28 protein-coding genes and 1 pseudogene are annotated in these 23,311 nt (G+C 71.3%); 13 read left to right on the top strand and 16 right to left on the bottom strand.

Annotated features, from left to right (window positions below):
* Nucleotides 1–116: 116 nt before the first annotated feature.
* From ACF08W_RS31085 to ACF08W_RS31075, 3 genes are all read right to left on the bottom strand, one after another.
* Complete coding sequence (locus tag ACF08W_RS31085; RefSeq protein WP_352280547.1) at nt 117–869, bottom strand: alpha/beta fold hydrolase; 753 nt, start codon at nt 867–869, stop codon at nt 117–119.
* 50 nt (nt 870–919) lie between these two features.
* Nucleotides 920–1,195, bottom strand: coding sequence for a hypothetical protein (locus ACF08W_RS31080; RefSeq protein WP_352280546.1), 276 nt, complete (start codon nt 1,193–1,195; stop codon nt 920–922).
* 241 nt (nt 1,196–1,436) lie between these two features.
* Entirely contained in the window at nt 1,437–1,676 is a 240-nt protein-coding gene (locus ACF08W_RS31075; protein WP_352280545.1) for a hypothetical protein, read from the bottom strand.
* 121 nt (nt 1,677–1,797) lie between these two features.
* On the opposite strand from ACF08W_RS31075, the gene ACF08W_RS31070 reads away from it, so the two are divergent.
* Complete coding sequence (locus ACF08W_RS31070; RefSeq protein WP_385216718.1) at nt 1,798–2,433, top strand: TetR/AcrR family transcriptional regulator; 636 nt, start codon at nt 1,798–1,800, stop codon at nt 2,431–2,433.
* A 7-nt stretch (nt 2,434–2,440) separates the two neighbouring features.
* On the opposite strand, the gene ACF08W_RS31065 is transcribed toward ACF08W_RS31070, so the two are convergent.
* Nucleotides 2,441–2,851, bottom strand: a complete 411-nt coding sequence (locus ACF08W_RS31065) for a hypothetical protein (RefSeq protein ID WP_392281308.1) — start codon at nt 2,849–2,851, stop codon at nt 2,441–2,443.
* 121 nt (nt 2,852–2,972) lie between these two features.
* Between ACF08W_RS31065 and ACF08W_RS31060 the strand changes: the two genes are divergently transcribed.
* Nucleotides 2,973–3,449, top strand: coding sequence for a Rieske (2Fe-2S) protein (locus tag ACF08W_RS31060; protein WP_392281307.1), 477 nt, complete (start codon nt 2,973–2,975; stop codon nt 3,447–3,449).
* Here the strand turns inward: ACF08W_RS31060 and ACF08W_RS31055 are convergent.
* Entirely contained in the window at nt 3,439–4,131 is a 693-nt protein-coding gene (locus tag ACF08W_RS31055) for a cysteine hydrolase (RefSeq protein WP_392281306.1), read from the bottom strand. The genes ACF08W_RS31060 and ACF08W_RS31055 overlap by 11 nt on opposite strands.
* Nucleotides 4,132–4,193: 62 nt before the next feature.
* Here ACF08W_RS31055 and ACF08W_RS31050 point away from each other — a divergent pair, with 62 nt between their 5' ends.
* A complete protein-coding gene (locus tag ACF08W_RS31050) occupies nt 4,194–4,655 on the top strand; it encodes a pyridoxamine 5'-phosphate oxidase family protein (protein WP_392281305.1) in 462 nt (153 codons plus the stop codon).
* Between the two features lie 216 nt (nt 4,656–4,871).
* Here the strand turns inward: ACF08W_RS31050 and ACF08W_RS31045 are convergent, their stop codons facing one another.
* A complete protein-coding gene (locus ACF08W_RS31045) occupies nt 4,872–5,780 on the bottom strand; it encodes a LysR family transcriptional regulator (RefSeq protein WP_385216733.1) in 909 nt (302 codons plus the stop codon).
* A gap of 74 nt (nt 5,781–5,854) precedes the next feature.
* Here ACF08W_RS31045 and ACF08W_RS31040 point away from each other — a divergent pair, with 74 nt between their 5' ends.
* Nucleotides 5,855–6,874, top strand: a complete 1,020-nt coding sequence (locus tag ACF08W_RS31040; RefSeq protein WP_392281304.1) for a DMT family transporter — start codon at nt 5,855–5,857, stop codon at nt 6,872–6,874.
* Here ACF08W_RS31040 and ACF08W_RS31035 read toward each other — a convergent pair.
* Nucleotides 6,865–8,196 carry an aminotransferase class I/II-fold pyridoxal phosphate-dependent enzyme gene (locus tag ACF08W_RS31035; RefSeq protein WP_392281303.1) on the bottom strand — a complete coding sequence of 444 codons (1,332 nt, stop codon included), beginning with the start codon at nt 8,194–8,196 and terminating at the stop codon, nt 6,865–6,867. The two genes, ACF08W_RS31040 and ACF08W_RS31035, sit on opposite strands and share 10 nt — an antisense overlap.
* Nucleotides 8,197–8,231: 35 nt before the next feature.
* Here ACF08W_RS31035 and ACF08W_RS31030 point away from each other — a divergent pair, with 35 nt between their 5' ends.
* Nucleotides 8,232–8,921 (top strand): pyridoxamine 5'-phosphate oxidase family protein, encoded by a 690-nt coding sequence (locus ACF08W_RS31030; protein WP_385216743.1) that lies wholly within the window; start codon nt 8,232–8,234, stop codon nt 8,919–8,921.
* A 67-nt stretch (nt 8,922–8,988) separates the two neighbouring features.
* Here ACF08W_RS31030 and ACF08W_RS31025 read toward each other — a convergent pair whose 3' ends face one another.
* Nucleotides 8,989–9,990, bottom strand: a complete 1,002-nt coding sequence (locus ACF08W_RS31025) for a DMT family transporter (protein WP_392281302.1) — start codon at nt 9,988–9,990, stop codon at nt 8,989–8,991.
* Nucleotides 9,991–10,102: 112 nt separating this feature from the next.
* Nucleotides 10,103–10,672: a Clp protease N-terminal domain-containing protein gene (locus tag ACF08W_RS31020; protein ID WP_392281301.1), complete on the bottom strand. Its 570-nt coding sequence runs from the start codon at nt 10,670–10,672 to the stop codon at nt 10,103–10,105.
* Nucleotides 10,673–10,918: 246 nt separating this feature from the next.
* Between ACF08W_RS31020 and ACF08W_RS31015 the strand changes: the two genes are divergently transcribed.
* A complete protein-coding gene (locus tag ACF08W_RS31015) occupies nt 10,919–11,122 on the top strand; it encodes a hypothetical protein (protein ID WP_352280533.1) in 204 nt (67 codons plus the stop codon).
* 79 nt (nt 11,123–11,201) lie between these two features.
* Nucleotides 11,202–11,633: an SRPBCC family protein gene (locus tag ACF08W_RS31010; RefSeq protein ID WP_352280532.1), complete on the top strand. Its 432-nt coding sequence runs from the start codon at nt 11,202–11,204 to the stop codon at nt 11,631–11,633.
* A 71-nt stretch (nt 11,634–11,704) separates the two neighbouring features.
* On the opposite strand, the pseudogene ACF08W_RS31005 reads toward ACF08W_RS31010, so the two are convergent.
* The 3 genes and pseudogenes from ACF08W_RS31005 to ACF08W_RS30995 form a co-directional block, all read right to left on the bottom strand.
* Nucleotides 11,705–12,025: pseudogene (locus ACF08W_RS31005) on the bottom strand (PadR family transcriptional regulator); the annotation flags it as partial.
* A 30-nt stretch (nt 12,026–12,055) separates the two neighbouring features.
* Nucleotides 12,056–12,313 (bottom strand): DUF6221 family protein, encoded by a 258-nt coding sequence (locus ACF08W_RS31000; RefSeq protein ID WP_385218402.1) that lies wholly within the window; start codon nt 12,311–12,313, stop codon nt 12,056–12,058.
* Nucleotides 12,314–12,580: 267 nt separating this feature from the next.
* Entirely contained in the window at nt 12,581–13,765 is a 1,185-nt protein-coding gene (locus tag ACF08W_RS30995) for an alpha/beta hydrolase family protein (RefSeq protein ID WP_385218405.1), read from the bottom strand.
* Between the two features lie 524 nt (nt 13,766–14,289).
* Between ACF08W_RS30995 and ACF08W_RS30990 the strand changes: the two genes are divergently transcribed.
* On the top strand, nt 14,290–14,775 hold the full coding sequence (locus tag ACF08W_RS30990) for a hypothetical protein (RefSeq protein ID WP_392281300.1): 486 nt from the start codon (nt 14,290–14,292) through the stop codon (nt 14,773–14,775).
* On the opposite strand, the gene ACF08W_RS30985 is transcribed toward ACF08W_RS30990, so the two are convergent.
* A complete protein-coding gene (locus ACF08W_RS30985; RefSeq protein ID WP_392281299.1) occupies nt 14,772–15,725 on the bottom strand; it encodes an IS481 family transposase in 954 nt (317 codons plus the stop codon). The two genes, ACF08W_RS30990 and ACF08W_RS30985, sit on opposite strands and share 4 nt — an antisense overlap.
* A gap of 172 nt (nt 15,726–15,897) precedes the next feature.
* On the opposite strand from ACF08W_RS30985, the gene ACF08W_RS30980 reads away from it, so the two are divergent.
* Both ACF08W_RS30980 and ACF08W_RS30975 read left to right on the top strand, forming a co-directional pair.
* Complete coding sequence (locus ACF08W_RS30980) at nt 15,898–16,374, top strand: DUF4265 domain-containing protein (protein ID WP_392281298.1); 477 nt, start codon at nt 15,898–15,900, stop codon at nt 16,372–16,374.
* Nucleotides 16,375–16,727: 353 nt separating this feature from the next.
* Nucleotides 16,728–17,624, top strand: coding sequence for an aminoglycoside phosphotransferase family protein (locus ACF08W_RS30975; protein WP_392281297.1), 897 nt, complete (start codon nt 16,728–16,730; stop codon nt 17,622–17,624).
* Between the two features lie 36 nt (nt 17,625–17,660).
* Here the strand turns inward: ACF08W_RS30975 and ACF08W_RS30970 are convergent, their stop codons facing one another.
* A complete protein-coding gene (locus ACF08W_RS30970) occupies nt 17,661–17,927 on the bottom strand; it encodes a hypothetical protein (protein ID WP_392281296.1) in 267 nt (88 codons plus the stop codon).
* Between the two features lie 228 nt (nt 17,928–18,155).
* Between ACF08W_RS30970 and ACF08W_RS30965 the strand changes: the two genes are divergently transcribed.
* The gene (locus ACF08W_RS30965) at nt 18,156–18,719 is read left to right on the top strand and encodes a DinB family protein (protein WP_392281295.1); all 564 of its coding nucleotides are present in this window, start codon (nt 18,156–18,158) and stop codon (nt 18,717–18,719) included.
* A 97-nt stretch (nt 18,720–18,816) separates the two neighbouring features.
* Here the strand turns inward: ACF08W_RS30965 and ACF08W_RS30960 are convergent, their stop codons facing one another.
* Entirely contained in the window at nt 18,817–19,476 is a 660-nt protein-coding gene (locus tag ACF08W_RS30960) for a maleylpyruvate isomerase N-terminal domain-containing protein (protein WP_392281294.1), read from the bottom strand.
* 185 nt (nt 19,477–19,661) lie between these two features.
* Here ACF08W_RS30960 and ACF08W_RS30955 point away from each other — a divergent pair, with 185 nt between their 5' ends.
* Nucleotides 19,662–20,483 (top strand): PhzF family phenazine biosynthesis protein, encoded by an 822-nt coding sequence (locus tag ACF08W_RS30955; protein WP_392281293.1) that lies wholly within the window; start codon nt 19,662–19,664, stop codon nt 20,481–20,483.
* A gap of 47 nt (nt 20,484–20,530) precedes the next feature.
* Here the strand turns inward: ACF08W_RS30955 and ACF08W_RS30950 are convergent, their stop codons facing one another.
* Nucleotides 20,531–21,310: a type II CAAX endopeptidase family protein gene (locus ACF08W_RS30950; RefSeq protein WP_352280522.1), complete on the bottom strand. Its 780-nt coding sequence runs from the start codon at nt 21,308–21,310 to the stop codon at nt 20,531–20,533.
* Between the two features lie 186 nt (nt 21,311–21,496).
* On the opposite strand from ACF08W_RS30950, the gene ACF08W_RS30945 reads away from it, so the two are divergent.
* Nucleotides 21,497–23,284 carry a substrate-binding domain-containing protein gene (locus ACF08W_RS30945; protein WP_392281292.1) on the top strand — a complete coding sequence of 596 codons (1,788 nt, stop codon included), beginning with the start codon at nt 21,497–21,499 and terminating at the stop codon, nt 23,282–23,284.
* Nucleotides 23,285–23,311 lie beyond the last annotated feature (27 nt).

The raw sequence follows: 23,311 nt of genomic DNA, 5'->3' as shown, positions 1-23,311 counted from the left end.
ACCGCGCCCGGGGGGGGGGGGGGGGGGGGGGGGGGGGGGGGGGGGGGGGGGCGGGGGCGGCCCCCCCCCCGGGGGGGGGGGGGCCCCCCCCCCCCCCCCCGCGCCGGTACGGAATGTCAGGCGCCGGTGGGAACCGTCCGGCCGGGCACCTGTGCGGTGATCAGTTCCGCGATGTACGTCAGATGGTCGTTCAGGAAGAAGTGGCCGCCGGACAGCACATGCCGCTCGAAGGCCCCCTCGGTCTCCCGCTCCCACTCCTGGGCGCCCTCCATGCCGACCCGCGGGTCCTTGTCACCGGTCAGCATGAAGACCGGGCAGCTCAGCGGCGGCCCGGGCACATGGACGCGCTCCGACAGCATGGCGTAGTCGGCGCGCAGCGGCGGCAGCGACAGCTGGAGGATCTCCGGATGCATCAGCAGTTCGTCGTCCGTGCCGGACAGCAGCCGCATCTCGTCGATCAGCTCCTGGTCGGTGCACGAGCCGGAGAGCCGGGTGTGCCGGGGCCGCGCCGGAGCCTCGCTGCCGGAGACGAACAGCACGGCGGGCCCGCGCCCTTCGGCGGTGAGCCGGCGTGCCGTCTCGTACGCCAGCAGCGCGCCCATGCTGTGCCCGAACAGGAACAGCGGCCTGTCCTCGTCCACCGGGATCGAGGGCAGGACCGCGTCCACGACATCGCCGAGCCGTTCGGCGAACGGCTCGGCGAGGCGGTCGTGCCTTCCGGGGTACTGCACGACCAGTCCTTCCACCGACCCCTCGAGCGCGGCCGACAGGGCGTGGTAGCCACTGGCCGACCCACCCGCGTGCGGGAAGCACACCAGTTGTGCTCCGGCCTCGGGGGCCGGGTGGAAGCACCGTATCCAGTTGTCCACGACATCCCTTCTCTCGTGCTCTCGGCCGGTCCGTGACCGGCCGCGTGGTCTTACTCCGCCCGGCCTTCGGCGGCGATCCAGCTCTCCAACTGGTCCCGGGTGGTCGCCGGGTCCGCGACGAGAACGGCGAGTTCGTTGTCGTGGGGTTCCAGTGTCGTGAGGGCGGGACAGCGGTGGCAGGCCTCGACACCGGCCTGGTTCCACCACTTGCAGTGCGGGCGGAGATGGCACCGTGGTACAGCGGCCGGACCGGGCTCGGCCGGTACGGTCCTGATCCGTTCGATCAGCCCGCAGGCCTCGCCGACCCGGTTCGCGCAGTCCGACACGCAGTGCGAGGCGAACCGGAGCACCCGGTTGGGGGCTATCCCCTCCGGAATGCTACCGAGAACATCGGCGGCGGGTACGGGTTCTGCCAGGTAGACAACCTGATCGTGTTCCCCGGAACGTACGCCGAGGACAACGGTCTCCGGGCGGCTCGCATCACCGCTCGGACACCACCTGAGGGGTTCTTCCCGCCCGTCCGGGGCGCGATCCGCAGCGCTGTCCACGGTGCTCACCTCCTTCTCGTCAGCAGAGGCCGCGGACGTCCGACGGGGTGCTGGCGACCATGCCGCCGATGACTCCGCTGGTGACGGCGCCGCGCTCCTGCTCGGCCGCGACCGCCTGGGCGATGGACCGGGCGAGCTGCTCCTGGCTGGTGATCCGCTCGGGCCGCTCGGCGGCCGCGGCACCGCTGGTGCCGGTGACCGTGACGAGACCGGCGACGAGAGCGGCGGCCGCGGCGGCCGTACGGATGTTGTTGTTCATACCTGTCCTCCTGGGCGTCGGTGACTGCTTCCAGGAACCGACCGTAGGACCGGCGCGCGGTGGCGACCGGCAGGAGCGGCGGCGGTTCCGGCGGCACGACACACCGATTACTGTTGCCGCCATGGCGTCGAGCGTGCAGCAGAAGCGGATCCGCAAATCCCCCTCGGACCGGCGTGCGGAGATCGTCGAGGCGGCGGCGTCCATCGCCCTGACCGAGGGTCTGGAATGCATCACGCTGCGGCGGATGGCCGAGGAGCTGGGTGTCCGGCCCGGCCTCATCGGCCACTACTTCCCCGCGGTCGAGGAACTCGTCGCCGAGGCCTTCGGCACGGCGGCCGGCGGGGAGCTGGACTCGCTGCTGCCCGCGCAGCCGGCGGCACAGCGGCCCACGGACCGGCTGACCCGCTTCTTCGCGCTCGCGACGGGGCCCGCGTACGACGACGTCAGCCGGCTGTGGATCAACGCCCGGCACCTGAGCCGCTACCGCCCCGTCCTGCGCGACCGGGTCGACCGGCAGGAGGCCCGGTGGCGCGGCCGTCTGGAGGAGCTGATCCGGGCCGGGGCGGAGAGCGGGGAGTTCCGCACCGACGACCCGTATCTGGCGACCATCCGGATCCTGGTCGTCATCGACGGCCTCGGCGCGCACGCCAACAGTTCGGCCGCCGAACGCCCCGAGGCGGTCACGAGCATGGCGGTACGCACGGCGGAGCGGGAACTCGGCCTGGCCGACGGGGCGCTCGGGACGCCCGGGTCCTGACCGCCGGTCAGGCCGGGCGCGCGACGGCCGCGGCGTCGGCGGAGCGCAGGGCCGCCGCGACCCTGTCGCGCAGCAGCTCGTACTCCTCGCGGAGCCGGACGATCTCCGCGGGCCGTACGACCACCTCCCCGCCGACGACGACCTCCTCCGGGGCGAACTGCTCGCGGGTGAGGTCGACTTCGACGCCCATGCCCAGCCGGTTCCACCAGTGGTAATCCACCCGTTCGCCGTCCACGTGCACCTCGCCGCGGACGAGGTCGCCGCCGAGCAGGTCGTGCACGACGAGCGCGGTGACCCCGCACTGGTCGCGCGCGGGGTTGTCCGGCGTCCAGTGCGGGCGGTGGGCCGGTGTCGTGGTGTCCGCGCCCCAGCTGCCGCGGATGGCCCGTTCGAGTGCGTCGAAGCTCCTCAGTGTCATGCCGTTCACCTTCGCAGACGGCACTGACAGTCCGGGTCCCCGCTCATGCCGGTGCGCCCGTCTGCCGATGACCGGGTGCGGAAGCCGGAACACCGGAAGCACCACGGAAGGACGAGCCAGCATGAACACAGCGCGAAGCCGCGGGGACCGCCCCGGGCGCCGGACCGTCGTCGTCGCGGCCGGGGCCGCCCCCATGGCCGCCCTGTTCGCCGCCTGCGGGAACACGAATGGGTCGGGCACCTCTGCCACGGCCGAGCCGTCCGCGAGGACCACCGGTCCCACCGCCGCCGCCACGGCCACCGCCGCCGGCTCCGCACTGGCGGACACGGCCGACATCCCCCGGGGCGGCGGCAAGGTCTTCCCCGACCGGCATGTCGTGGTGACCCAGCCGAAGGCGGGCGAGTTCAAGGCGTTCTCGTCCACCTGCACCCACCAGGGGTGCACCGTCTCGCGCGTCGCGGACGGCACCATCGACTGCCCCTGCCACGGCAGCAAGTTCGACGCGTCGACGGGTGCCGTGGTCCACGGCCCGGCGACCAGGCCGCTGCCGGCCAAGCGGATCACCGTCGCGGGCGGGTCGATCACCCTCACTCCCTGATCGCGTCACCCGCCCAGCAGGCCAGTACGTCGTCGGTGCGGGTGACCGTGGCGACGAGCGCGAGGGTGTTGCGGACCACCGCCGGGGTGTAGTCGGCCGGGACGCCCGCGATGGCGTCCGACGGCACCACGGCGGTGTAGCCGAGGTTCACCGCGTCGAAGACGGCGTTGGGAACGGCCACATTGGCGGAGACCCCGGTGACGACCAGGGTCCGGCAGCCGAGGTTGCGCAGCAGCGCGTCCACGTCCGTGCCGGCGAGCGGCGAGAGGCCGTGGAGCCTGCGTACGACCAGGTCCTCGGCGGCGACCTCGATCGGCGCCGCGATCCGTACCGCCGCGGTGCCGCTGTGCTGCTGCACCGGCAGGCGCCCGGCAGCCCGGAACAGCCGGGCGTTGTTGTTGGCGCCCCGTCCGTCGGGGCGCCGCTCGGCCACCGCGTGCAGCACCTGGACGCCTGCCCGGTGCGCGGCCCCGACCAGCAGGGCGATCCGGTCCAGGGCGCCGGACGACCGGGCCTCCTCGGCCAGTTCGGGCAGTGCGCTCCCGGGGCCCACCACCCCTTGCTGGCATTCGACCGTCAGCAGCGCGGTGGTGGCCGGATCGAGTTGTTCGGCGAGTCGGTTCTGCGACGGCACGGCGGCCCCTTCTCCACGGCGGACGGGGCGCGCGAGGCTATCCGCCATTGCGCGACGAAGGAAGAGGCCGCATGATCTGACGCACAGTCAGCTCACCGGAGGAGACGCCCATGGCCACCACCCAGCGACGGGGCCGCCGGATCATGATGACGGACGCGGAGCGCGACAGGTACCTCACCGAGCAGCGCACCTGCCGCGTGGCCACGGTGGCCGAGGACGGTCGGCCGCACATCGGCGCGCTCTGGTTCGCCTGGGACGGTGATGCGCTCTGGCTGTACTCGATCACGCGGAGCCTGCGCTGGTCCCAGCTGCGCCGCGACCCCCGGCTCGCGGTGGTGGTGGACGACGGGACGGAGTACGGGGAGCTGCGCGGCATCGAGCTGTCCGGGGAGGCCGTCCCGGTCGGCGAGGCACCGCGCACCGGCGAGCACTGCCCGGAACTCGACATACCGGAAAGGCTGTTCGCCGCGAAGTACTTCGGCATGGACACCATGCCGCACGACGGCCGGCACGCCTGGCTGCGACTGACCCCGCGGGCCATCACCTCCTGGGACTTCCGCAAGATCCGGTGACCCGGGCCGAGGCCGCCCCGCCCCGCCCCGCCCCGCCCCGGCAGATCCCCGGCCCGCAGACCATCAGGCGCCCCTGCCCGGAGGGAGCGGACGGGGGCGCCGGGTCACGGCCCCGACCGGGAAGACCCGGACCGGCAAGGGTTTTCCGCCCCCGCCCGCCCCCGCCCCGGACCGCAGGGGCAGCGCTTCCACCAGCCGGACCGCCGGGCGGCGGCCCTACCGGCCCTCCACCTCCTGCCCGGCCTGCCGCAGCGCCGCCACCGCGGCCCTGACCGACGGCCGCCGGTCCGCGTCGGTACGCCACACGGCGTGCACATGGCGCCGCATCCGCTGCCGTACCGGCACGAGCCGCACCCCGTCCGGCACCGGCCCGCGCCCGAGCCGGGGCGCCACGCAGACCCCCGTCCCGGCGGCGATCAGGGCGAGCTGGGTGTGGTGCTCGCCGGCGAGGTGCGCGATGCGCGGCTCGATGCCCTTGGAACGGAGGGTGAAGACCAGCCAGTCGTAGCAGAACTCGCCCTCGGGCCAGGAGACCCAGTCGTCTTCGGCGAAGTCCTCCAGGTCCACCTCGCTCCGGCCGGCGAGCCGGTGGTCGGCCGGCATCGCGACGTCCGGCGCGTCCTCCAGCAGCTCGACCCGGGTGAGCCCGCCCGGCACGGGCAGCCGCTTGTTGCTCCAGTCCAGCACCACCGCGAGATCGACGTCACCCCTGATCACCGCGCGGATGCCGGCCTCGGGCTCCAGCTCCCGGGTGCGCACCCGCAGTTCGGGGTGGTCGCGGCGGAGCGCGCCGAGCACCGACGGGAAGAGCCCGCGCGCCGCGGTCGGGAAGGCGGAGAGCCGGATCTCGCCCACCACCTCGCCCCGCTGCGCCTCGATGTCCGACTGGGCGATCTCGACCTGCGAGAGGATCCGGGCCGCGTGGTCGGCGAGCAGCCGGCCGGCATCGGTGAGCCGGACCCCCCGGCCGTTCCTGGCCAGTAGCCGCTGGCCCACCTCCCGCTCCAGCTTGGCCATCTGCTGGGAGACCGCCGACGTGGTCACATGCAGTCCCGCGGCAGCGCCGCTCACCGATCCGTGCCGGGCCAGCGCGTCCAGGGTGCGCAGCCTCTCCAGATTCAACATGTAAGCAATGCTACGCAGAGAGGCGCATGAAATCTCGCTTGTTCTACGTGGTCGGACTCGTCATCGTTGACCCCATGACCGTCGCCCGACCGAAGGCCGCGCCCCCTGCCGGACCGTCCGCCACCCCCGTTCCGCCCCCGTCCGTTTCCTCCCCCTCCACCCAGCCCCCGCCCGCCCCGTCGCGCACGCTGGACTGGCGGATCCGGTTCGGGGCGCTCTCGCTGATCTGGGGCTTCAGTTTCCTTCTGATCAAGGTCGGCACCGAGGGGTACGCCCCCTTCCAGGTCACCCTCGGCCGTCTGCTGTTCGGTACGGCGGTGCTGGCCGTCGCGATGGTGGTCCGCCGCGAGCGGCTGCCCCGGGGCGTCCGCACCTGGGCGCATCTGGCCGTCGCGGCGTTCTTCCTGAACGCGCTGCCGTTCTCGCTCTTCGCCTACGCCGAGCTGACCGTTCCCTCGACCCTCGCGGGGATCTGCAACGCGACCTCGCCGCTGTGGGGCATGGCGCTGTCGCTCGTCGCGCTCTCCGAGGACCGGCCGACCCGGCGCCGGGTCGCCGGACTCGGGCTCGGCTTCATCGGCGTGCTGACCGTGCTCGGCGCCTGGCAGGGCTTCGCCGGCCTGGACCTCGGCGGTACGGCGATGGCGCTGCTCGCCTCCCTCAGCTACCCGGTCGGCTGGATCTACGTCCGCCGGACGCTGGCGGGCACCGGTTCGTCGACGCTGTCGCTGACCGGCAGCCAGCTCCTGGTCGGCACGGCGCAGCTCGCCCTGGTGACCCCGCTGTTCACCTCGGTGCCCCAGAGCTTCCCCCTGCTCCCGACGCTCGCGGTGGTGGCCCTCGGGGCGCTCGGGACCGGGTTCGCGGTTCTCGTCCAGTACGGCCTGGTGACGGAGGTCGGCCCGACGACCGCGCAGATGGTCACCTACTTCATCCCGGTCATCGCGACCGCCGCCGGTGTGCTCGTGCTCGGTGAGCGGCTGAGCTGGAACACACCGGTGGGCGCCCTGGTGGTCCTGGCGGGAGCGGCCCTCACCCAGAGCCGGCCCCGACCCCACCGCCTCCCGGCCGCCGGGCCCGGGGATCAGCCGTAGCTCAATGGCTCCACCGGCCCCACCGCCGCCGCCACCGCGTCCGCCAGCGGCCCGAGGTCGGCCTCGGTGAGCGAGGAGACGGTGAGCCGGACCCCCTGGGGCGTGGCCATCCGGAACCGCGCGCCGGGGGCCACCGCCCAGCCGGAGTGCAACAGCCGCGCCACCGCCCCGGTCTCGTCGGGGACCGGGACCCAGACGTTCATCCCGCTGCGCCCGTGGGCCCGCACACCCCGCTCCGCCAGTTCCCGCACCAGGCCGTCCCGCCGGATCGCGTACGCCCGCGACACCTCGGCCGGTTCGACGGCGCCCGAGCTCCACAGGTGCACCACCGTCCGCTGCAGCAGTCTGCTGACCCAGCCAGGACCGAGCCGCTGGCGCCCGGCGACCCGGTCCAGCGTCACCGGGTCGCCGGTCAGCAGGGCGACCCGCAGATCGGGCCCGTACGCCTTGGCGACCGACCGCACGAAGGCCCAGCGGTCGGTGGCACCGGACAGCGGATGGAGCGGCAGGTCGACGATGCCGTGCCCGTGGTCGTCCTCGACGAGCAGGACGCCCCGGTGCCCGGCGAGGACAGCCCGCAGCTCGACGGCGCGCCCGGCACCGATCGCCGCGCCGGTCGGATTCTGCGCGCGGTCGGTGACCACCAGCGCCCGGGCCCCGGCTCTCAACGCCCCGTCGACGGCGTCGGGCAACGGCCCTTCGTCGTCCACCGCGACGGGCACGGGGCGCAGCCCCAGCGCCGGGACGAGATCCAGCACGCTGCCCCACCCGGGATCCTCGACCGCGACCGCGTCACCGGGTCTGAGGTGGGCGGCCAGCACGCGCTCGATCGCGTCCAGCGACCCGGAGGCCGCGAGCACGGGGCCGGCCGCCACCCCGTCCGCGTCCAGCGCTGCACGGGCGAGCGCGGCGAACTCCGCGTCCACCGGTGGCTGCCCGTACATCCCGGGGGCCCCGTCGTACTCCGCCGCGACGGCCTCGAACACCGGGCCCAGCGCGGGCAGCAGGGCGGGATCGGGGTTGCCCGCCCCCAGGTCCCGCACCCCTTCGGGTGCCTCGACCCGGAGCGCGTCGCGCGCCGTACTCGCCGGGCGCGGCCGCACCCGGCTGCCCCGGCGCCCTGCCGTCTCGATCACCCCGCGCTCGCGGAGGATGCGGTAGGCGGCCGCCACCGTATTGGGATTCACCCCCAGCTCTTCCGCCAACTCCCGCATCGGCGGCAGCACTTGGCCGGGTTCGAGCTCACCCGACCCGACCCCGCTCTCCACACTGGCGGCGATGTCCGATGCACGCCGCCCCGCAATCCGATACTCTCCTAGCACAAACAAGATTATGCACTAGTGCAATGGAGTGCGCAATGCCGGACACCACTTCACCGCAGACCGCCACCCCGGAAGCCGCTTACGAGCCGACCGGGCGCACCGTCCCGACCCGCGCCCGCGAACGCGCGGCATACGACCGGGAGACAGTCCACGCGATACTCGACGAGGCGTACGTCTGCCATCTCGGCTTCGTCCGCGACGGGGCGCCCGTCGTCCTGCCGACCCTCTTCGGCCGGGTCGGCGACCGGCTCTACGTGCACGGCTCGACGGGCTCCCGTCCGCTGCGCGAGGCGGGCCGGACCGATCCCGGCCTCCCCGTCTGCCTGACGGTGACGCATGTCGACGGCCTCGTGCTGGCCCGCTCCGCCTTCCACCACTCGATCAACTACCGCTCGGTGGTGGTCCACGGCATCGCGCGGGAGGTGACCGACCCGGAGGAGCGGCGCATCGCCCTCGACGCCATCGTCGACCAGGTGGTACCCGGCCGCTCCGCCGACGCGCGCCCGGCCGACGCGAAGGAGCTGGCCGCCACGGCCGTGATCCGGCTGGACCTGCGGGAGGTGTCCGCCAAGATCCGCACGGGCGGCCCCAACGACGAGGACCGCGACCTCGCGCTCCCCCACTGGGCGGGCGTCGTCCCGCTGGCCCGCGGGTACGCGGCCCCTATCCCCTCGGAGGATCTCGACCCCGCCGTCGCGGTCCCGGACTACATCACCGCGCTCTGACCGCGCGACGACAACCGCCCGCCACCGGAACACGCCGGTCGGCGGGCGGCGGGGCGGCGGACCCCGGTCACGTCACGGTGCTCCCCGCGGACAGCTCCCCCTCGGCACGGACCCCGGCGCCGGCACCCGACGCGACGGGGCCCGTGGGCGCCCGGGGCGTCGACGACTGGGCGATGAAGGCACCGAACAGGACCATGGCGCCGCCGAGGAGCTGGGGCGCGGAGAGATGCTCACCGAGCATCACCCAGGCGAGCACAGTCGCGATGACCGCCTCCAGGCAGGCGACCACGCCCGCGACCGCGGGCGACAGCAGCCGCACCGAGATCACGCCGGTGACGTACGCGACCACGGTGGCCAGCAGCACGATCCAGACGAGCAGCAGCCAGGCCGGCACGTCGCGCCCGTCCATTCCCGCGGTACCGGCCAGCACCGACCAGTCCATTCCCCAGGGCCGGGCGATCGCGGTGAGTACGACCGCGCCGACCAGGAGTCCGTAGGCGATGACGCCCACCGGATTCGGCGGCTCCTCGCCCTCCGCCCGGTCCGCGCTGCCCTGGTCCGACAGGACGAAGTAGCCGACCTGGCAGCAGGCGGCACCGAGCGCGAACAGCAGCCCCCACGCGTCGAAGCTCAGCCCGGACCAGACCTCGACGACGCACGCCAGCCCGCCGGCCGCGAGCACCACGCCGACCGCGGCCCGCCGGGTCACCGGCCTGCGCTGCACGAACCGGACCCAGCCCAGCACGAGCGCGGGCGCCAGGTACTCGACGAGCAGCGCGACACCGACGGGCACCCGGGAGATCGCGGCGAAGTAGAAGGCCTGCACACCCGCGACGGCGAGCAGTCCGAAGCCGAGCAGCAGAACCGGCCGGCTCCGCACCAGCTCGCGATGGCGCCAGGCCACCGGCAGCATGACCAGTGCCGCACCGGCCACCCGTAGCCACACCACATGGAGCGGGTCGAGCCCCGCCTCGATCAGCGGTTTGGCCGCCACCCCTGAACCGCCGAATGCGAACGCCGAGGCCAGGGCTAGTCCCAGGCTGGCGCTTCTCCCCTGAGACGCGTACATCGGCCCATCATGACAGTTGCGGTCAGCAGCGTCACCCCGGTCACGCCTGACATGGACGCCCCAGAGTGGAAGGCTCCACTCCGCCCCGTCGCACGGCAGATCCGCCGGGTTGTCAGCGCTCCGCCTCCCACGCTCCCTGGTCGCGCACATCAGCGATCCGGGCGGCCAGCTTCTCCGTGTCCACCCCGGCCCGCGCGAGGACCTCGACGGCGCGGCACTCGTGGTCCACCGCCAGCGCCGCGAGCAGGTCGAGCCCTCCGGCCCGCAGGTCGCCGCGGACCGCCGCCCGGTCGAGCGCCCCGGACATCGCCGCGGCCGCCGAGGGCGACCAGCCCTCCACTCCGGCGTCCCGCACCGCGAGGTCCCGGCGCGCGACGACCGGGAGTGCGCCGGAGTCCTCCACCGAGCCCTGCCAGCGCAGCCCGTACCCGATACTGCGCTGGACGAGGTAGCCAAGCACCCTGGCGAGTTGGGAGCCGCCTTCGAAAGCCGCCCGCGCCTCGGGGTCCGATTCGATCAGGGAGTGCAGCAGATGTGCCGTGTCGATCTGGCGGTCACCGTCGCGCAGCGCACGCCTGCGGGCACCCGTCACCACGGCGGCCAGCTCCACGGTCAGTCCGGCGACGGGGCCGGCACGGTCCGGAACAGGCTGCTGGGGAATCCGCGGCATCCGATATCGCACGCTTCCTACCCCATCAGCCCCGCGGCGGCGATACATCCCCGGAGGGACCCATCCCGTCATCCCACGCAAGTTGGGCACACTCGAACGGTTTCTCCTCCTTGCGGATGAGATCCTGCGGATTCCGGGGCGCGTCGCGAAAAAGGGCGCGCGCCGCCTTGCCTCGCGCTCCCCGGGCAACCGGAATCCTCGCTCCTACGTCCCACAGGCCATACCCCCACGCGACAGCCGGAAGGGAGAAGCGCGGCCGTGTCCTGGTTGGTCGCCCTGCCCGCACTCGACGGCCGGGAGTACGTGTACCGGGTCCACGCACCGCCCGACGCGCTGCGGGCCGACCTCTTCTGGTCCGCGTTCCACTGCCACGACGACGGCCCGCACCCGCGCGCCTTCGACCGGTTCGACGGCGCGCTGATCTGGCGCGCGGGAACGAGTGGCACCGGACCGAAAATCTGACGATTCATCAGTATTGAATGTTCCGGCCGCTACGGCTACGTTCCGCTACACCGGGAACCCGTCGAGAAGGGGTGGTCGCATGGCCGAGGTCAGCGCGGAGGCACGCATCGAAGCACCGGCCGAGAAGGTCTGGGCCCAGCTGACGGACTTCACCGCCTACGGCCGGTGGAACGCCACCCACACCAGCTTTCCCAAGGGCGGCCCGACGACGCTGGAGCTCGCGGCCACCTACGAGGAGAACATGAAGCTGATGGGCTTCCCCGCCGAGGTGACCTGGACGGTGGCGGAACTGGAGACCACCCGACTGCTGGCCACCAGGGGCAAGGGCCCGATGGGCGTCAACCTGGCGATGCGGTATTCACTGACCCCTGACGGGGAGGCGACCACCGTCCGGATCGACGGGGAGTTCACCGGAGCCGCGGTCTCCCTGATGGCGGGCAAGCTCAAGGACTCGGCGACGGCCGCGCTCGTCGAATCACTGCGCAAACTGGACGGGCTCGTCACCGCCTGACCGGATCCCGCCCACGAGAAGGGGCCTCGCGGCACGACCGCGAGGCCCCCGATTCGTCCGCACCCACGGACTCAGCCCTCGTCGGCGAGGATCAGGTACATCTTCTTCCTCGCTTCGTTGACGACCGCGAGAGCCTTTTCCCGCTGATCGGCCGAGCCGGTCCTCCAGACCTGGCCGAACGCCTCCATCAGACCGAAACCGGCCTGCCGGATCTCGTTGGCGCTCTCCCAGTCGACACCGCGCCCGGCCTCCTCCCAGGGCGCCTCGACCCCCGAATCCGCCTCGGCCCGGCCGCTGTCGGTGAGCGTGAACGGCTTCTTGCCGCCCTCGCTGGCGCTGACGATCAGCCCTTCGTCCTCCAGCAACTGGAGCGTCGGATAGACCGAACCAGGACGCAGCTAGAGCGTGTCTCCTTGGTGGGGCTACGGACGCCACTCCTGGCGGTAGTCGGGGTGCTCGGCGTACGCCTGCGCCAGGACGCTCAGCGCGTACGCGAGACCTGCGTGGCGTGCATCCGCCGGATCCATTGCCTCGTATTGCCTGGCCAGCATGTCGACCAGGTCGAGCATCGGCAGCTGGCTGTCGAGGAGGGCGCCGCCGCCGAAACGGTGGGCCACCTCGGCATAGGCGTGGTTGTCCGCCATGTTGCGGTCTCGAAGGAACCTGACGAGGTCGCCCATGGGGTCATCTTTACGCACCGGCAGCGGCGTGGGGCGAGTCGTCTCCGTACGCACATGCACCGCTCGACGGTGTTGCGCTGCTTGCAGGTCCCGCGGCCGAAGGCCAGCGCCCTGCATTCACTGTTGCCGGCGACCGCCTCGCTTCGGCGTATGGTCCGGGAGCAAAGGCTCGACGCGCGCCCATTGCGCATCACTCAACGGCACTCCCGGACCAACGAGCAACCGATCCGGACGACGCTGCCTGGACGAGCACGCCCGAAGTGCTGGTCACGGCCGCTGGAATACGACTTCGGGATGCGTGGCCCTGGGGCCGTCGAGGAGCCGCTGCGGTGTGCCCCGCAGGTGAAGGTCGAAGAAGGCTGATACGTAGTCGCGGGTGATGCGCCACCCGCGTTCTCCGGACAGTGGCACGGCAGAGTCCTCCAGGCCCAACTGATCTGCCAGATAGGGCAGGTCCGTGAAGGAGAAGTGGCCGGCGCCCGCCACGGTCAGCCAGCGCTTCCAGCCGTTCAGGTGCTTCCACGCCTCGGGCCAGTCGGCGACCCGGCCGCTGCCGGGGCTGTGGATGGACTCGGCACCGATCATCATGAACGGGCGCTTGCCGAGCCTTGCCGCAGCAGGGTGCAGAAAGAAGTCACCGTCCAGATTGACCCCGGCCCGCACACGACGGTCAGCGGCCATGGTTGCCGCAGCGGCCGCGCCCCCGACCGAATGCCCTGCGATTCCGATCCGACTCGGGTCGATCGTGCGGGACAACGCCCCGGCCTGTCGGCCGTGGGTCAACTCGTCGATCACAAAGGACATGTCCCGGGCCCGGACGCGCACGACGGCGGCCCACGCCTCCGGGGTCTCGCCCCGCTCACAGGCCACGCAGGTCAGTGTCCGACCCCCGGGGAAGGCGGTGCCGACGGATTCGTACGCATGGTCCACCAGGGCAACGACGTAGCCGCGGCTCGCGAGGTCGTCGGCGATCGAGGTGAGCGTGGTACGCGGCATCGAGAAGCCCGGGGAAAGCAGCACCAGGGGGAAACGCCCCGCCGCGGGACGCGTGCCCAGGTACGCACGGGTCCGCGCCCCGGCGACCGTCTCATGGGGTACGACGCCGCCGAGCCCTCTCGCCTCCAGGAGGAGCCGCGCCTCCTCGTCGGTCATGTATGCCACCGGCACCCCGCTCGCCGAACGTGCCGGGTAGGACACCGTCACCATCAGCTCCCGGGGGCCGGATGTCGGCACCCACGGATCGGCGCGGCTCCGGTCGACCATGTGCAATACGCGGCGGCCCACGGGATACGGACCGGTGAGGGAAGGGAGTTCCAACGCGCTGCTGTACGGGACTTGGGACACGACCTGCGCGGCGTCGGCGGCAACGGCCGGTGCGGCGGCCAGAAGCGGCGCGGAAAGGGCCAGGGTGAGCAGACCTGCCACAGCGGCTCTGCGATGTCTGAGGATCATGCGGTCGAAGCTAGGCCCTGATCCCCCACAACACGTCAGTCCCCAGGCCCACTTGACCGTACCCCTGTCGGCTGACCCCGTCAGACCTCGGTACCACGTCGCCCGCCGGGTCGGTTCGGCCCTGGCGGCCATCTACTGCGTCGCGGGGCCACCGACAGGCCGTGAGCCCGCCGCCGAACGGCTTCGTCCGACGCGGTCCACGGCCCACACCCCGGCCCCTGAGACCGGAACCAACCTCATTCCCCAACCGTCCGACCAGGCCGGTCACCGGCGGCGCCGACGTCGTTCGGGTAGTCGGCCGCCCGCCTTCGACGCCGAGATATACAAGCAGCGCAACGCGGTCGAACAATGCATCAGCCGGCTCAAACAGTGGCGGGGGCTGGCCATGCGAGCGGACAAGCTCGCCATCTCCTACCAGGCAGCGTTTTACGTCGCTGCCCTCCTCATCTGGCCCGGATGTAGGGACGTCGAGCCGCATCATTTTGGAGAGGCACCTCCTCGGGCCAGCGTGGCAACATGCGGCAATGGTCTTTCGACACCCCGCCAGCAACTACTCGATCACCGCGATGTACTCCGTGCCCGATGACGCCTGGTATCTGGAACTGGATCTCGTGGCCGAGCAACGGATGCTCGTGACCGCAATCGTTCCCGACGAGGACCCGGCACGGGAACCGACGATGTGCTTCAACCCGCACGCCGGGCACATAGACGTCCCGTACGAGGTCATGCGCTGGTTCATGCACCAGGTCGATGAAGAGATCCGTACCTCCCGTGCCTGGATGCGGCTGAGACCAGAGCTCGTCGAGACCATCTACCAACTCCGTCAGGAACACATGGGCGTCATCGACGATGACGCCTTTCCCCAGGCTCTGGCGGACGTGCGCACCTCGGTCCCTGAGGAAGACCTCCCCGCCGTTCTGGAGGCCGCCTTCGGGCGGAATCTTGACGGCACCACCATGGACCACCCGCAAACGCCCCAGCCTGTAAACGGTCAAGGAGACAGGCCCTAGCTGTACTGACCCGTGAGGTTGGGGACGCGGCTGGCGGGTGGCTGGCCCTTGAGTGCGGTGTGTCCGCGGTGGTGATTGTAGGTGTGCAGCCAGCCGGGGAACGCGTCGCGTCGTTCCTGCTCTGATTGGTAGGGGCGGGCGTAGGCCCACTCGTCGAGCAGGGTGCGGTTGAGGCGCTCGACCTTGCCATTGGTCTGCGGCCGGTAGGGCCGGGTTGGCTTGTGGGTGATCCCGGCCGCTGCCAGGGTGTCGCGCCAGGTGTGGGACTTGTAGCAGGAGCCGTTGTCGGTCAGGACGCGTTCGACGGTGATTCCGACACTGGTGAAGTAGGCGTGGGCCCGCTGCCAGAAGGCGGTGGCGGTCTCCTTCTTCTCGTCGGTGTGGATCTCGCTGTGGGCGAGGCGGGAGTGGTCGTCGACGGCGGTGTGGATGTAGCTGTAGCCGGCGTTCTTGCGGGTCTTGCGGCCGGCCTGGCGGCCCAGCACCTTGTGGCCGCCGCCGTCGGGGATGTTGCCGAGCTTCTTGATGTCCACGTGCACCGGTTCGCCGGGCTTCTCGCGTTCGTAGCGGCGTATGTTCCGGCCGGTCGCACGGTCCAGATGGGTCGGACGGGCCAGCCCGAACCGGGTCAGGACCCGGTGCACGGTCGAGGGCACCAGTCGCAGGTGGTGGGCGATGCGGGCCGGGCCCCAGCGCCGCAGGACACGGACCTTGATGATGCGCCGCTCGGTGCGGGTCGGGGTCCGCCCGGGACTGTGACGAGGACGCGAGGAGCGGTCGGACATGCCCGCTTCGCCGGTGTGCCGGTAGCGGGCAGCCCACCGCTGGGCTGTGGTCGGTGAGACCTGGAAGCGTTCGGCGGCTCGGCGCAGCGGCCAGCCCTCCTCGACCACACAACGGGCCAGGCGGAGGCGTCCGGTCTCGGTCAGGGGTGCATTACGGTCAGGCACGAGGGCCTTTCGGCCAGGTGTAGACGTCGCAATCCACACCGGACCGGAAGGCCCTCACCCGTTCAAGATCCCCCAGCCGAGACCTGCCTCACCCGTCCACGACCTCCCGGGACAGAACACCTAGCTCACCCCGGTGCACGATGCCACTGGCTGTCCACGCATGATGGGCGCCATGGAGAACGCGGCCGAGAAGATCAAGGTCTGGTTCCGGTTCGTCCCGCGCGAGGGGTGGTTCCCTCAGGACATCGAGGGCCTGTGGGCGACGAGGCTCGGTGCCGACACGGCTGCGATCGAGAACGTCCCGTTTCTCCAGGACGGCGTGGCCGAGGGGGACGTCGTGCAGTTCCGGACCGACTCGGACGGACTGCACTGGGCTGTCGGACGGATCAGCTCAGCCGGCAACTGCACGGTTCGCGTCGTGCCCGTCCCTGCTGGGCCGCTCGGCCGCAGCCCTCGAGCGGTGCATCAGCGCCTCGCTGTCTTCCGCCTCGGCGGTGAGGTCATGAGCGAGGACTTCCCCATGGTGGCCTTCACCGTGCCGGCTGGTGCGGACTTCGCCGGGATCAAGGCACTGCTGAATCAAGGGCGGGACGAGGGCTGGTGGCACTACGAGGTCGGCTGCGGCACCGACGAGTGGTGGGACGCCTGACCCCGGGGCCGGATCGACGGGTTCCGGCCGGGGTCACGATCAGCCGTGCGTCTTCGCCTTCCGGGGCCGACCGCGGGAGAGCCGATAGCAGGCGAACGAGCACCAACGACCCCTGCAGTTCCCTGGACGGTCGAGCGATTCCTGGCTTGTTCGCAGGCCAGCGTCTTGAATAGGGCGGTCCGGCTGTCCTGCGACAGCAGACCTTAATCGTGTGCCATCGGTTTGATCGGCAGGGCTCCACGACGCTGATGGCGTTATGGCGTCGGCATCGACACGACGGGACCTCACTCAGTTCGTCGCCGCCTCATACCGACGAATCTCCGGCTCAGGTTCATATGGAAGGACCTTCGAGAATGACCATGCACGATGACCAAGTGGGCGTGACCACCGAAATCGTTGCGGCCTTGGTCCAGGAACAGTTCCCTCGGTGGAGCGGCAAGGCGATCCGCCCCGTGGCGTCGACCGGGACGGTCTGCGCCATCTTCCGCGTTGGGGACGACCTCTCCGCGCGTTTCCCCCTGCGTCTGACCGATGCCGCCGAGACTCTGGCGGTTCTGGAACAGGAGGCCGAGGCGAGCGCGGAGTTGGCACAGGTGTCTCGGTTCCCCGCCCCAGAACCCGTCGCCCTGGGAAAGCCTGGCGTGGGTTACCCCATGCCGTGGTCGGTCCAGACATGGCTGCCGGGAACGGTCGCCTCCGATGCCGACCCGAGTGGGTCGGACGCTTTCGCCGAGGACCTTGCGGCCCTCATCGCATCCCTCCGGGGCGCCGGGACGCGGGGACGAGTTTTCAGCGGCGAAAATCGCGGCGGCGTTCTCACTCACCATGACGAGTGGATGGCGAAGTGCTTCGAGGAGAGCGAGGGGCTGCTCGACGTGCCCCGGCTGCGCCACATGTGGAGCTACTTCCGGGAGTTGCCACGCACGGGTGCCGACGTGATGAGCCATGGTGACTTGATTCCCGGCAATGTGCTGGTGGCGGGAGACCGGCTCAGCGGCGTACTCGACACCGGCGGCTTCGGCCCGGCCGACCCCTCGCTGGACCTGGTCGGCGCCTGGCACCTGTTGCGACCGGGCCCGCGGGACGTGTTCCGGCGGGCACTGGTCTGTGACGATCTGGAGTGGGAGCGCGGCAAGGCATGGGCCTTCGAGCAGGCGATGGGTCTTGTCTGGTACTACGTCGAGAGCAATCCGACGATGAGCGGAATGGGGCGCCGGACACTCGACCGCATTCTGGAGTCGACGGAGTGAGAACGCGTCCTCTGAGGCACCGTCTCAACTTCTTCTTCAGCCTCGGCGTGAGACGAGGCAGGCGAGCGACTCTGAAGGCCGGCAGAGCCATGTGAGCAGGGGACTGGTGACAACGAACCAGTGGATACTGACCCTGCCCTGCTCCTTTTCCAGGATCCGCGGGGCCTCATCCCGGTAGACGTAGCGAAGGTATCGGCGACGGATCGGCGCTCCGGCGATCAGCAGTACCGGTGAGGAGATGAGAACGACCGCTGGGACAAGGGCTCTCACAACGGCGATCTTCGCCTTCTCCTCATACCTCATGCGCTCAGTGTGCTGACGTCCGTGTCGCTTGTCAGCCTGCCCCGCCAGGTCTGGTGCCGACCTTGTGACGGCTGCAACAGATCGTGCGGCGGGAGCAGCCTCACCCGGCATGATCCCAACAGGGCCGACTTCGTTGCCGCCAACCCGCGTTGACCACCATCGCTGTCGCAGGCCGGCACCGGCCCGCGACAAGGGCATGACCAGTTCCCCGTTCGGTAGTGTGCGTAAATGACAAGAAGTGAACAACTCGCGGACCAACTGGACTGGTACTGGCGCACGAACCTGCGGCCACGGCTGGACGGTCTCACCGACGAGGAGTACTTCTGGGAGCCGGTGGGCGGCTGCTGGAGCATCCGCCCACGTGGCACGTCGACCGCTCCGGTGCGGGAAGGCTCGGGGGAATGGACGATGGACTCCGCGTCCCCTGCTCCGGTTCCGGCGCCGGTGACCACGATTGCCTGGCGGCTGGCGCACGTCATCGTCTCGTGCCTGGGCTATCGGGTCGGCTGGTACTTCGGCGGCCAGGACGTCGACTCCCAGACGTTCGCCTACGCGGGGACCGCTGACGAGGCGCTGGAGCAGCTCGATGAGATGTACGGGAGATGGAACGCGGGGGTCCGCGAGCTCACGGACGCCAAACTGGACCATCCGCCCACGGTGGGTCCCGAGCGGTTTCCCATGGAGAACAGGATCCTGCACGTCAACAGGGAGCTGATCCACCACGGCGCCGAGATCTCCCTGCTGCGCGACCTCTACCGCTGGCAGGACGGAGCCGTACCGCACCGCATATGAATTTCGGCGACCGCCCACCGCCCACGGGGCTTCGGAACAACGCCCACCAACGCGCCGGCCGCCACCCCACCCGTGGAGGGAAGAACAGTCGCCCGGTTCAGCCGAGATGGAGCGGGAACCTCGCGTCCGGGCCACCCAGCGCGGCCCGTTCCGCGTCGGTCGGGGCGCGCCGCCCGGTGCCGACCAGCAGGGCGTCTTCGTCCGGCATCGACGCGGGCAGTGCCGCACCGGCGATGTGCTCGAGGATCTCGCGGGTGCGGGCCAGCCCCTCCGCGGGCGGTCCGGGCACGTCGGGGAGGTGGGCGACCAGGTCGAGGTGGTGAAGCGTCCACTCCAGGACGTACGCGCCGAGGTAGTCGCCCGCAGTGAGCACCTGGTCGCGGGTGCCGACGTGGAGGGCCGGGTCCGCCAGGACGGCTGCCCGTCCGGCGGCGGAGCCGACGTCGTCGAGGTGGAGGAGGAGCAGCCGGGGTTCCTCGTACGCGGCGGCCAGCCGCACGGTCAGCGCGTCCAGCGGGTCGTCGCCGGTCGGTGGGGCGGCGGTGGTCTCCCAGTACGTGACCGCGTCGCGGGTCGGCTCCGCGTCGGTGGGGGTGGCGAGGGTGATCAGCACGTCCTGGGCATCGATCACCAGGTGGCACACCAGATCCCGGACGAGCCAGCCGGAACAGCCGGACGGCCGGGCGAAGTCCTCGTCGGAAAGGCCCGCGACCGCCGTGCGCAGGGCCGCCCAGGAACGCGAGAAGAGGTGGTCCACCCCGGCAACCTAGTGCGGGGCCTCGGGGGCGGACAAGCACCACGGGCCGTACGGGGCGCGTTCCGGGGCGGGGCGGCGTGGCGTGTGCGGATCGCAGCATCCCACGGGCCGTACGGGCGCGTTCGGGGCCACTGGCGGCGGATTGGCCTTGGCGGGCCGTGTCGCGCCGTGCCTAGGGTCGGGGCATGAGAATCCGTATCGTCGACGCGTTCACCGACCGCCCCTTCACCGGCAACCCCGCCGGGGTCCTGGTGCTGGATTCCGACAGCTTCCCCGATGACGGCCGGCTCCAGCGGATCGCCATGGAGCTGAACCTCTCGGAAACCGCCTTCGCCCACCCGCTGCCCCCGGGCGGCGAGGCCGACTGGGCACTCCGCTGGTTCACCCCGGCCACCGAGGTCGACATGTGCGGACACGCCACGCTCGCCACCGCGCACGTGCTGCACACCACCGGGGCGGCGAGCGGCACGGTACGGTTCTCGGCCCGGTGCGGGATCCTCGCCGCGACCATCCATCCGGACGGCACCATCACCCTCGACTTCCCCACCGCCCCGCTCACCCCGGAGCCGGTCCCGGCAGGGCTGGCCGCCGCGCTGGGCGCCGAGCCGCTCTCCGTCCACGACACCGGCCCGCACATCGGCGACCTGCTCGTCGAGGTGTCCGACGAGGCGACCGTACGGGCGCTGGCCCCGGATCTCGCCGCGCTGACCGAGGCGTCCCGGCGCGGTGTGATCGTCACCGCCGCCGCCGCGGATCCCTCGCTCGGCCACGACTACGTCTCGCGCTGCTTCTTCCCCCGCGTCGGGATCGACGAGGACCCGGTGACCGGCAGCGCGCACACCGCGCTGGCCCCCTTCTGGTCGGCCCGGTTCGGCCGCGACGAATTGACCGGACTCCAGGCGTCCGCCCGCTCCGGCCTGGTCCGCACCGCGCTGCGGGGTGACCGCACGCTGCTGACCGGCGGCGCCGTGACGGTGATCGACGGCGAGCTGCAGACGGCGCTCTGAACCTCCGTACGAAGGACGGGCCGTCCCGGGGGGGGCTGCCCGCGCCGTCACGGCGTGGGCAGCCAGTCCACCTTTCCGGCCAGCAGGGCGTAGCCGACGAAGGCGCCGACGTCCAGGAGTGTGTGCGCCGCGACGAGCGGGCCGACCCGGCCCCAGCGCCGGTACAGCAGGACGAAGACGACGCCCATCACCATGTTGCCGATGAAGCCGCCGATCCCCTGGTACAGGTGGTACGAGCCGCGCAGGACCGAACTGGCGGCCAGCGCGGCCATCGGCGACCACCCCAACTGCCCGAGTCTACGCAGCAGATACCCGACGACGATCACTTCCTCCACGACGGAGTTCTGGATCGCGGACAGGATCAGCACCGGAAACTTCCACCACACGTCGGGCAGTGATTCCGGGACCACGGTCAGGTTGAACCCGGCGGCGCGGGCCACCAGGTAGAAGGCGAGTCCGGCGCTGCCGATGCCCGCGGCGACCAGCGCGCCGCGCCCGAGGTCCGGCCACGGCCGGGTACGGTCGAAACCGATGGCGCGCAGTCCGGCGCCCTCCCTGATCAGGAGGTGCGCGACCAGCGCGACAGGCACCAGTGCCGTCGTGATACCGAAGAGTTGCCAGGCGAGATCCAGCCATGGGCGCCCCGGAGCGTAGGAGCTGTTGAGCGTCGCGGCCTGCTCCTTCAAACCTCCTGGTTTCGTCAGTGATCCGACAAAACTGATCAGGGCAGACACCCCGCTGGCCCCCAGCGAGAGAGCCAGCACGAGGGCCGTCTCGGACCGCAGAATCCTTCGTCCAGCGGCCTGTTGAGGGTAAGAATCAGCCATAAGCCCCACCTCCACCTGTACACCTGCCTTCAGTTGTGCATTCACGCCCCATCCCGCTCCCCGTCCGGCTAGGGTCTCGAATGCAGGTACGAAGATCATGCGCGACAGGCCGGGGGACGAGCGCCATTCGCCGATGGTGTGGTCCCCCTTTTTCCTTGTACATCCTCAAGGAGGGGCACCACCGACATGGGACGTCACAGCTTGCCGGACGACTACGCCGACGACGGGAGCGGGGGCGGTACGCCGTCGCGGCGCCGGCGTACCGTCGTGATCGCGACCACGCTGGTACTCGCGATCGCCGGGGGGACGGCCGTCGCGGCCCAGGGCGGCCTGTTGTCGTTCTCGAAGAGCTGCGCGGACTCGGCCGTACGGCTGTCCGTCGCGGTCTCGCCGGACCTCGCTCCCGCCGTGCGCGCCGTCGCCGACAAGGCGCGCGAGGACGAGGTGCGGACGGACGGCCGCTGCCTGTACGTGTCGGTCCGGGCGCGCGACTCGTACAAGGTCGCCGATTCCCTCTCCCGTGACACCCGCGCACCGGATTTCCAGGTCTGGCTGCCCGATTCGGACCTCTGGGTCGACCGGGCCAAGGGCACCGGCGACGGCGTCCCGGTCACGCCCGGCGACTCCGTCGCCACCTCCCCCGTCACCCTGGCCATGGTGCCGTCGGCGGCCAAAAGCCTCGGCTGGCCGAAGAAGACGTACACCTGGGCGGAGTCGACGGCCGCGGTCATGGAGTCGGGCAAGGTGCGTCTGGGCGCGGCCGATCCGGCCCGCAGCGCCACCGCGCTGATGGCGCTCGCCGGCATCGGCGCCTCGTCCGGGAAGGACGGCGGCGACAGCGACACCCGGGTCGCGGAGACCGCCAAGCTGCTGGCGCAGCGTATGTCGGACAGCGACGCCCAGGTGCTGGAGACCCTGGCGCAGAACGGCTCGGGTGCCGAGCAGGGCAATCCGCGGCGCAATCAGGCGGTGCTCCTCTCCGAGCAGGCCGCGTTCGCCCACAACGCCGAGTCGTCCGGTGGCGGAAAGCTCGACCTCTTCTACCCGAAGGGCGGCGCGCCGCTCCTCAACTACCCGTACACCCTGGTGAACGAGGAGGGGATGAGCACGTCCGAGAGCCGGGCGGCGCTGCGTTTCATGACTCTGCTCAGCGAGCCCGGCCCGCAGGCCGTTCTGGCGAAGCACGGGTTCAGGAACGCCGACGGCGAAGCCGCTCCGGAGGTGGTCTCCGCCGCGGGCGGCAGGAAGCCCCAGCCGTACGCGAGCGCCGCCCGGACCCCGGACGCCGAGGCGCTCCAGCAGACGCTCGGCATGTGGACGATCACGGTGCAGAGCGCCCGGCTGACCACGGTCGTCGACGCGTCGGGCTCCATGGCCACGATCGTGCCGGGGCGCGGCCAGTCCCGGATGGACGTCACCAAGGCGTCCCTGATCCAGGCCCTGGACCAGTTCACCCCGAACGACGAGATCGGGCTCTGGGAGTTCGCCACCTCGCTCGACGGGAACAAGGACTACCGCCGGCTGGTCCCGGCCGCCCGGCTGGGCGATCCCGTGAAGGGCGGCGGCACCCACCGTCAGAAGCTCTCCGCCGCCTTCGCCGCGCTCCAGCCCGTGCCGAACGGTGCGACGGGGCTGTACGACACGATCCTGGCCTCGTACAAGGACGCCCAGGCGACCTATGTGAAGGGCAAGTTCAACGCGGTCGTCATCCTCACCGACGGATCGAACCAGGACGACCTCTCGATCTCCCGCAGTGCCCTGATCGCGGAGCTGCGGCGGATCGCCGATCCGGAGCGTCCGGTGCCGCTGCTGGCGATCGCGGTCGGCCCCGAGGCCGACCGCGAGGAACTCGACGAGGTCGCGAAGGTGACCGGCGGCGGTGGCTACCAGGTCATCGACCCCGCCGAGATCCAGATGGTGATCCTGCAGGCCATCATGACAGCCGGCCAGAACGGGCACGCCGCTCAGGAGTAGCGGCGGTCCGGCCGTGACCCGGGCGCG

The sequence above is a fragment of the Streptomyces sp. NPDC015144 genome, assembly GCF_043079735.1.
Lineage (GTDB): Bacteria > Actinomycetota > Actinomycetes > Streptomycetales > Streptomycetaceae > Streptomyces.
This window is presented reverse-complemented; position numbering and strand designations above follow the sequence as displayed.

What these genes read in the sequence shown, in the direction of transcription:
- ACF08W_RS30980 (WP_392281298.1), top strand. Translation starts at nt 15,898, where the DNA reads ATGGAGAACGCGGCCGAGAAGATCAAGGTCTGGTTCCGGTTCGTCCCG.
- ACF08W_RS31070 (WP_385216718.1), top strand. Translation starts at nt 1,798, where the DNA reads ATGGCGTCGAGCGTGCAGCAGAAGCGGATCCGCAAATCCCCCTCGGAC.
- ACF08W_RS30965 (WP_392281295.1), top strand. Translation starts at nt 18,156, where the DNA reads ATGACAAGAAGTGAACAACTCGCGGACCAACTGGACTGGTACTGGCGC.
- ACF08W_RS31025 (WP_392281302.1), bottom strand. Translation starts at nt 9,990, where the DNA reads ATGTACGCGTCTCAGGGGAGAAGCGCCAGCCTGGGACTAGCCCTGGCC.
- ACF08W_RS31000 (WP_385218402.1), bottom strand. Translation starts at nt 12,313, where the DNA reads ATGGGCGACCTCGTCAGGTTCCTTCGAGACCGCAACATGGCGGACAAC.
- ACF08W_RS31055 (WP_392281306.1), bottom strand. Translation starts at nt 4,131, where the DNA reads ATGGCGGATAGCCTCGCGCGCCCCGTCCGCCGTGGAGAAGGGGCCGCC.
- ACF08W_RS31010 (WP_352280532.1), top strand. Translation starts at nt 11,202, where the DNA reads ATGGCCGAGGTCAGCGCGGAGGCACGCATCGAAGCACCGGCCGAGAAG.
- ACF08W_RS31040 (WP_392281304.1), top strand. Translation starts at nt 5,855, where the DNA reads ATGACCGTCGCCCGACCGAAGGCCGCGCCCCCTGCCGGACCGTCCGCC.
- ACF08W_RS30970 (WP_392281296.1), bottom strand. Translation starts at nt 17,927, where the DNA reads ATGAGGTATGAGGAGAAGGCGAAGATCGCCGTTGTGAGAGCCCTTGTC.
- ACF08W_RS30990 (WP_392281300.1), top strand. Translation starts at nt 14,290, where the DNA reads ATGGTCTTTCGACACCCCGCCAGCAACTACTCGATCACCGCGATGTAC.
- ACF08W_RS31050 (WP_392281305.1), top strand. Translation starts at nt 4,194, where the DNA reads ATGGCCACCACCCAGCGACGGGGCCGCCGGATCATGATGACGGACGCG.
- ACF08W_RS31065 (WP_392281308.1), bottom strand. Translation starts at nt 2,851, where the DNA reads ATGACACTGAGGAGCTTCGACGCACTCGAACGGGCCATCCGCGGCAGC.
- ACF08W_RS30975 (WP_392281297.1), top strand. Translation starts at nt 16,728, where the DNA reads ATGACCATGCACGATGACCAAGTGGGCGTGACCACCGAAATCGTTGCG.
- ACF08W_RS31030 (WP_385216743.1), top strand. Translation starts at nt 8,232, where the DNA reads ATGCCGGACACCACTTCACCGCAGACCGCCACCCCGGAAGCCGCTTAC.
- ACF08W_RS30955 (WP_392281293.1), top strand. Translation starts at nt 19,662, where the DNA reads ATGAGAATCCGTATCGTCGACGCGTTCACCGACCGCCCCTTCACCGGC.
- ACF08W_RS31075 (WP_352280545.1), bottom strand. Translation starts at nt 1,676, where the DNA reads ATGAACAACAACATCCGTACGGCCGCCGCGGCCGCCGCTCTCGTCGCC.
- ACF08W_RS31045 (WP_385216733.1), bottom strand. Translation starts at nt 5,780, where the DNA reads ATGTTGAATCTGGAGAGGCTGCGCACCCTGGACGCGCTGGCCCGGCAC.
- ACF08W_RS31060 (WP_392281307.1), top strand. Translation starts at nt 2,973, where the DNA reads ATGAACACAGCGCGAAGCCGCGGGGACCGCCCCGGGCGCCGGACCGTC.
- ACF08W_RS30945 (WP_392281292.1), top strand. Translation starts at nt 21,497, where the DNA reads ATGGGACGTCACAGCTTGCCGGACGACTACGCCGACGACGGGAGCGGG.
- ACF08W_RS30950 (WP_352280522.1), bottom strand. Translation starts at nt 21,310, where the DNA reads ATGGCTGATTCTTACCCTCAACAGGCCGCTGGACGAAGGATTCTGCGG.
- ACF08W_RS30995 (WP_385218405.1), bottom strand. Translation starts at nt 13,765, where the DNA reads ATGATCCTCAGACATCGCAGAGCCGCTGTGGCAGGTCTGCTCACCCTG.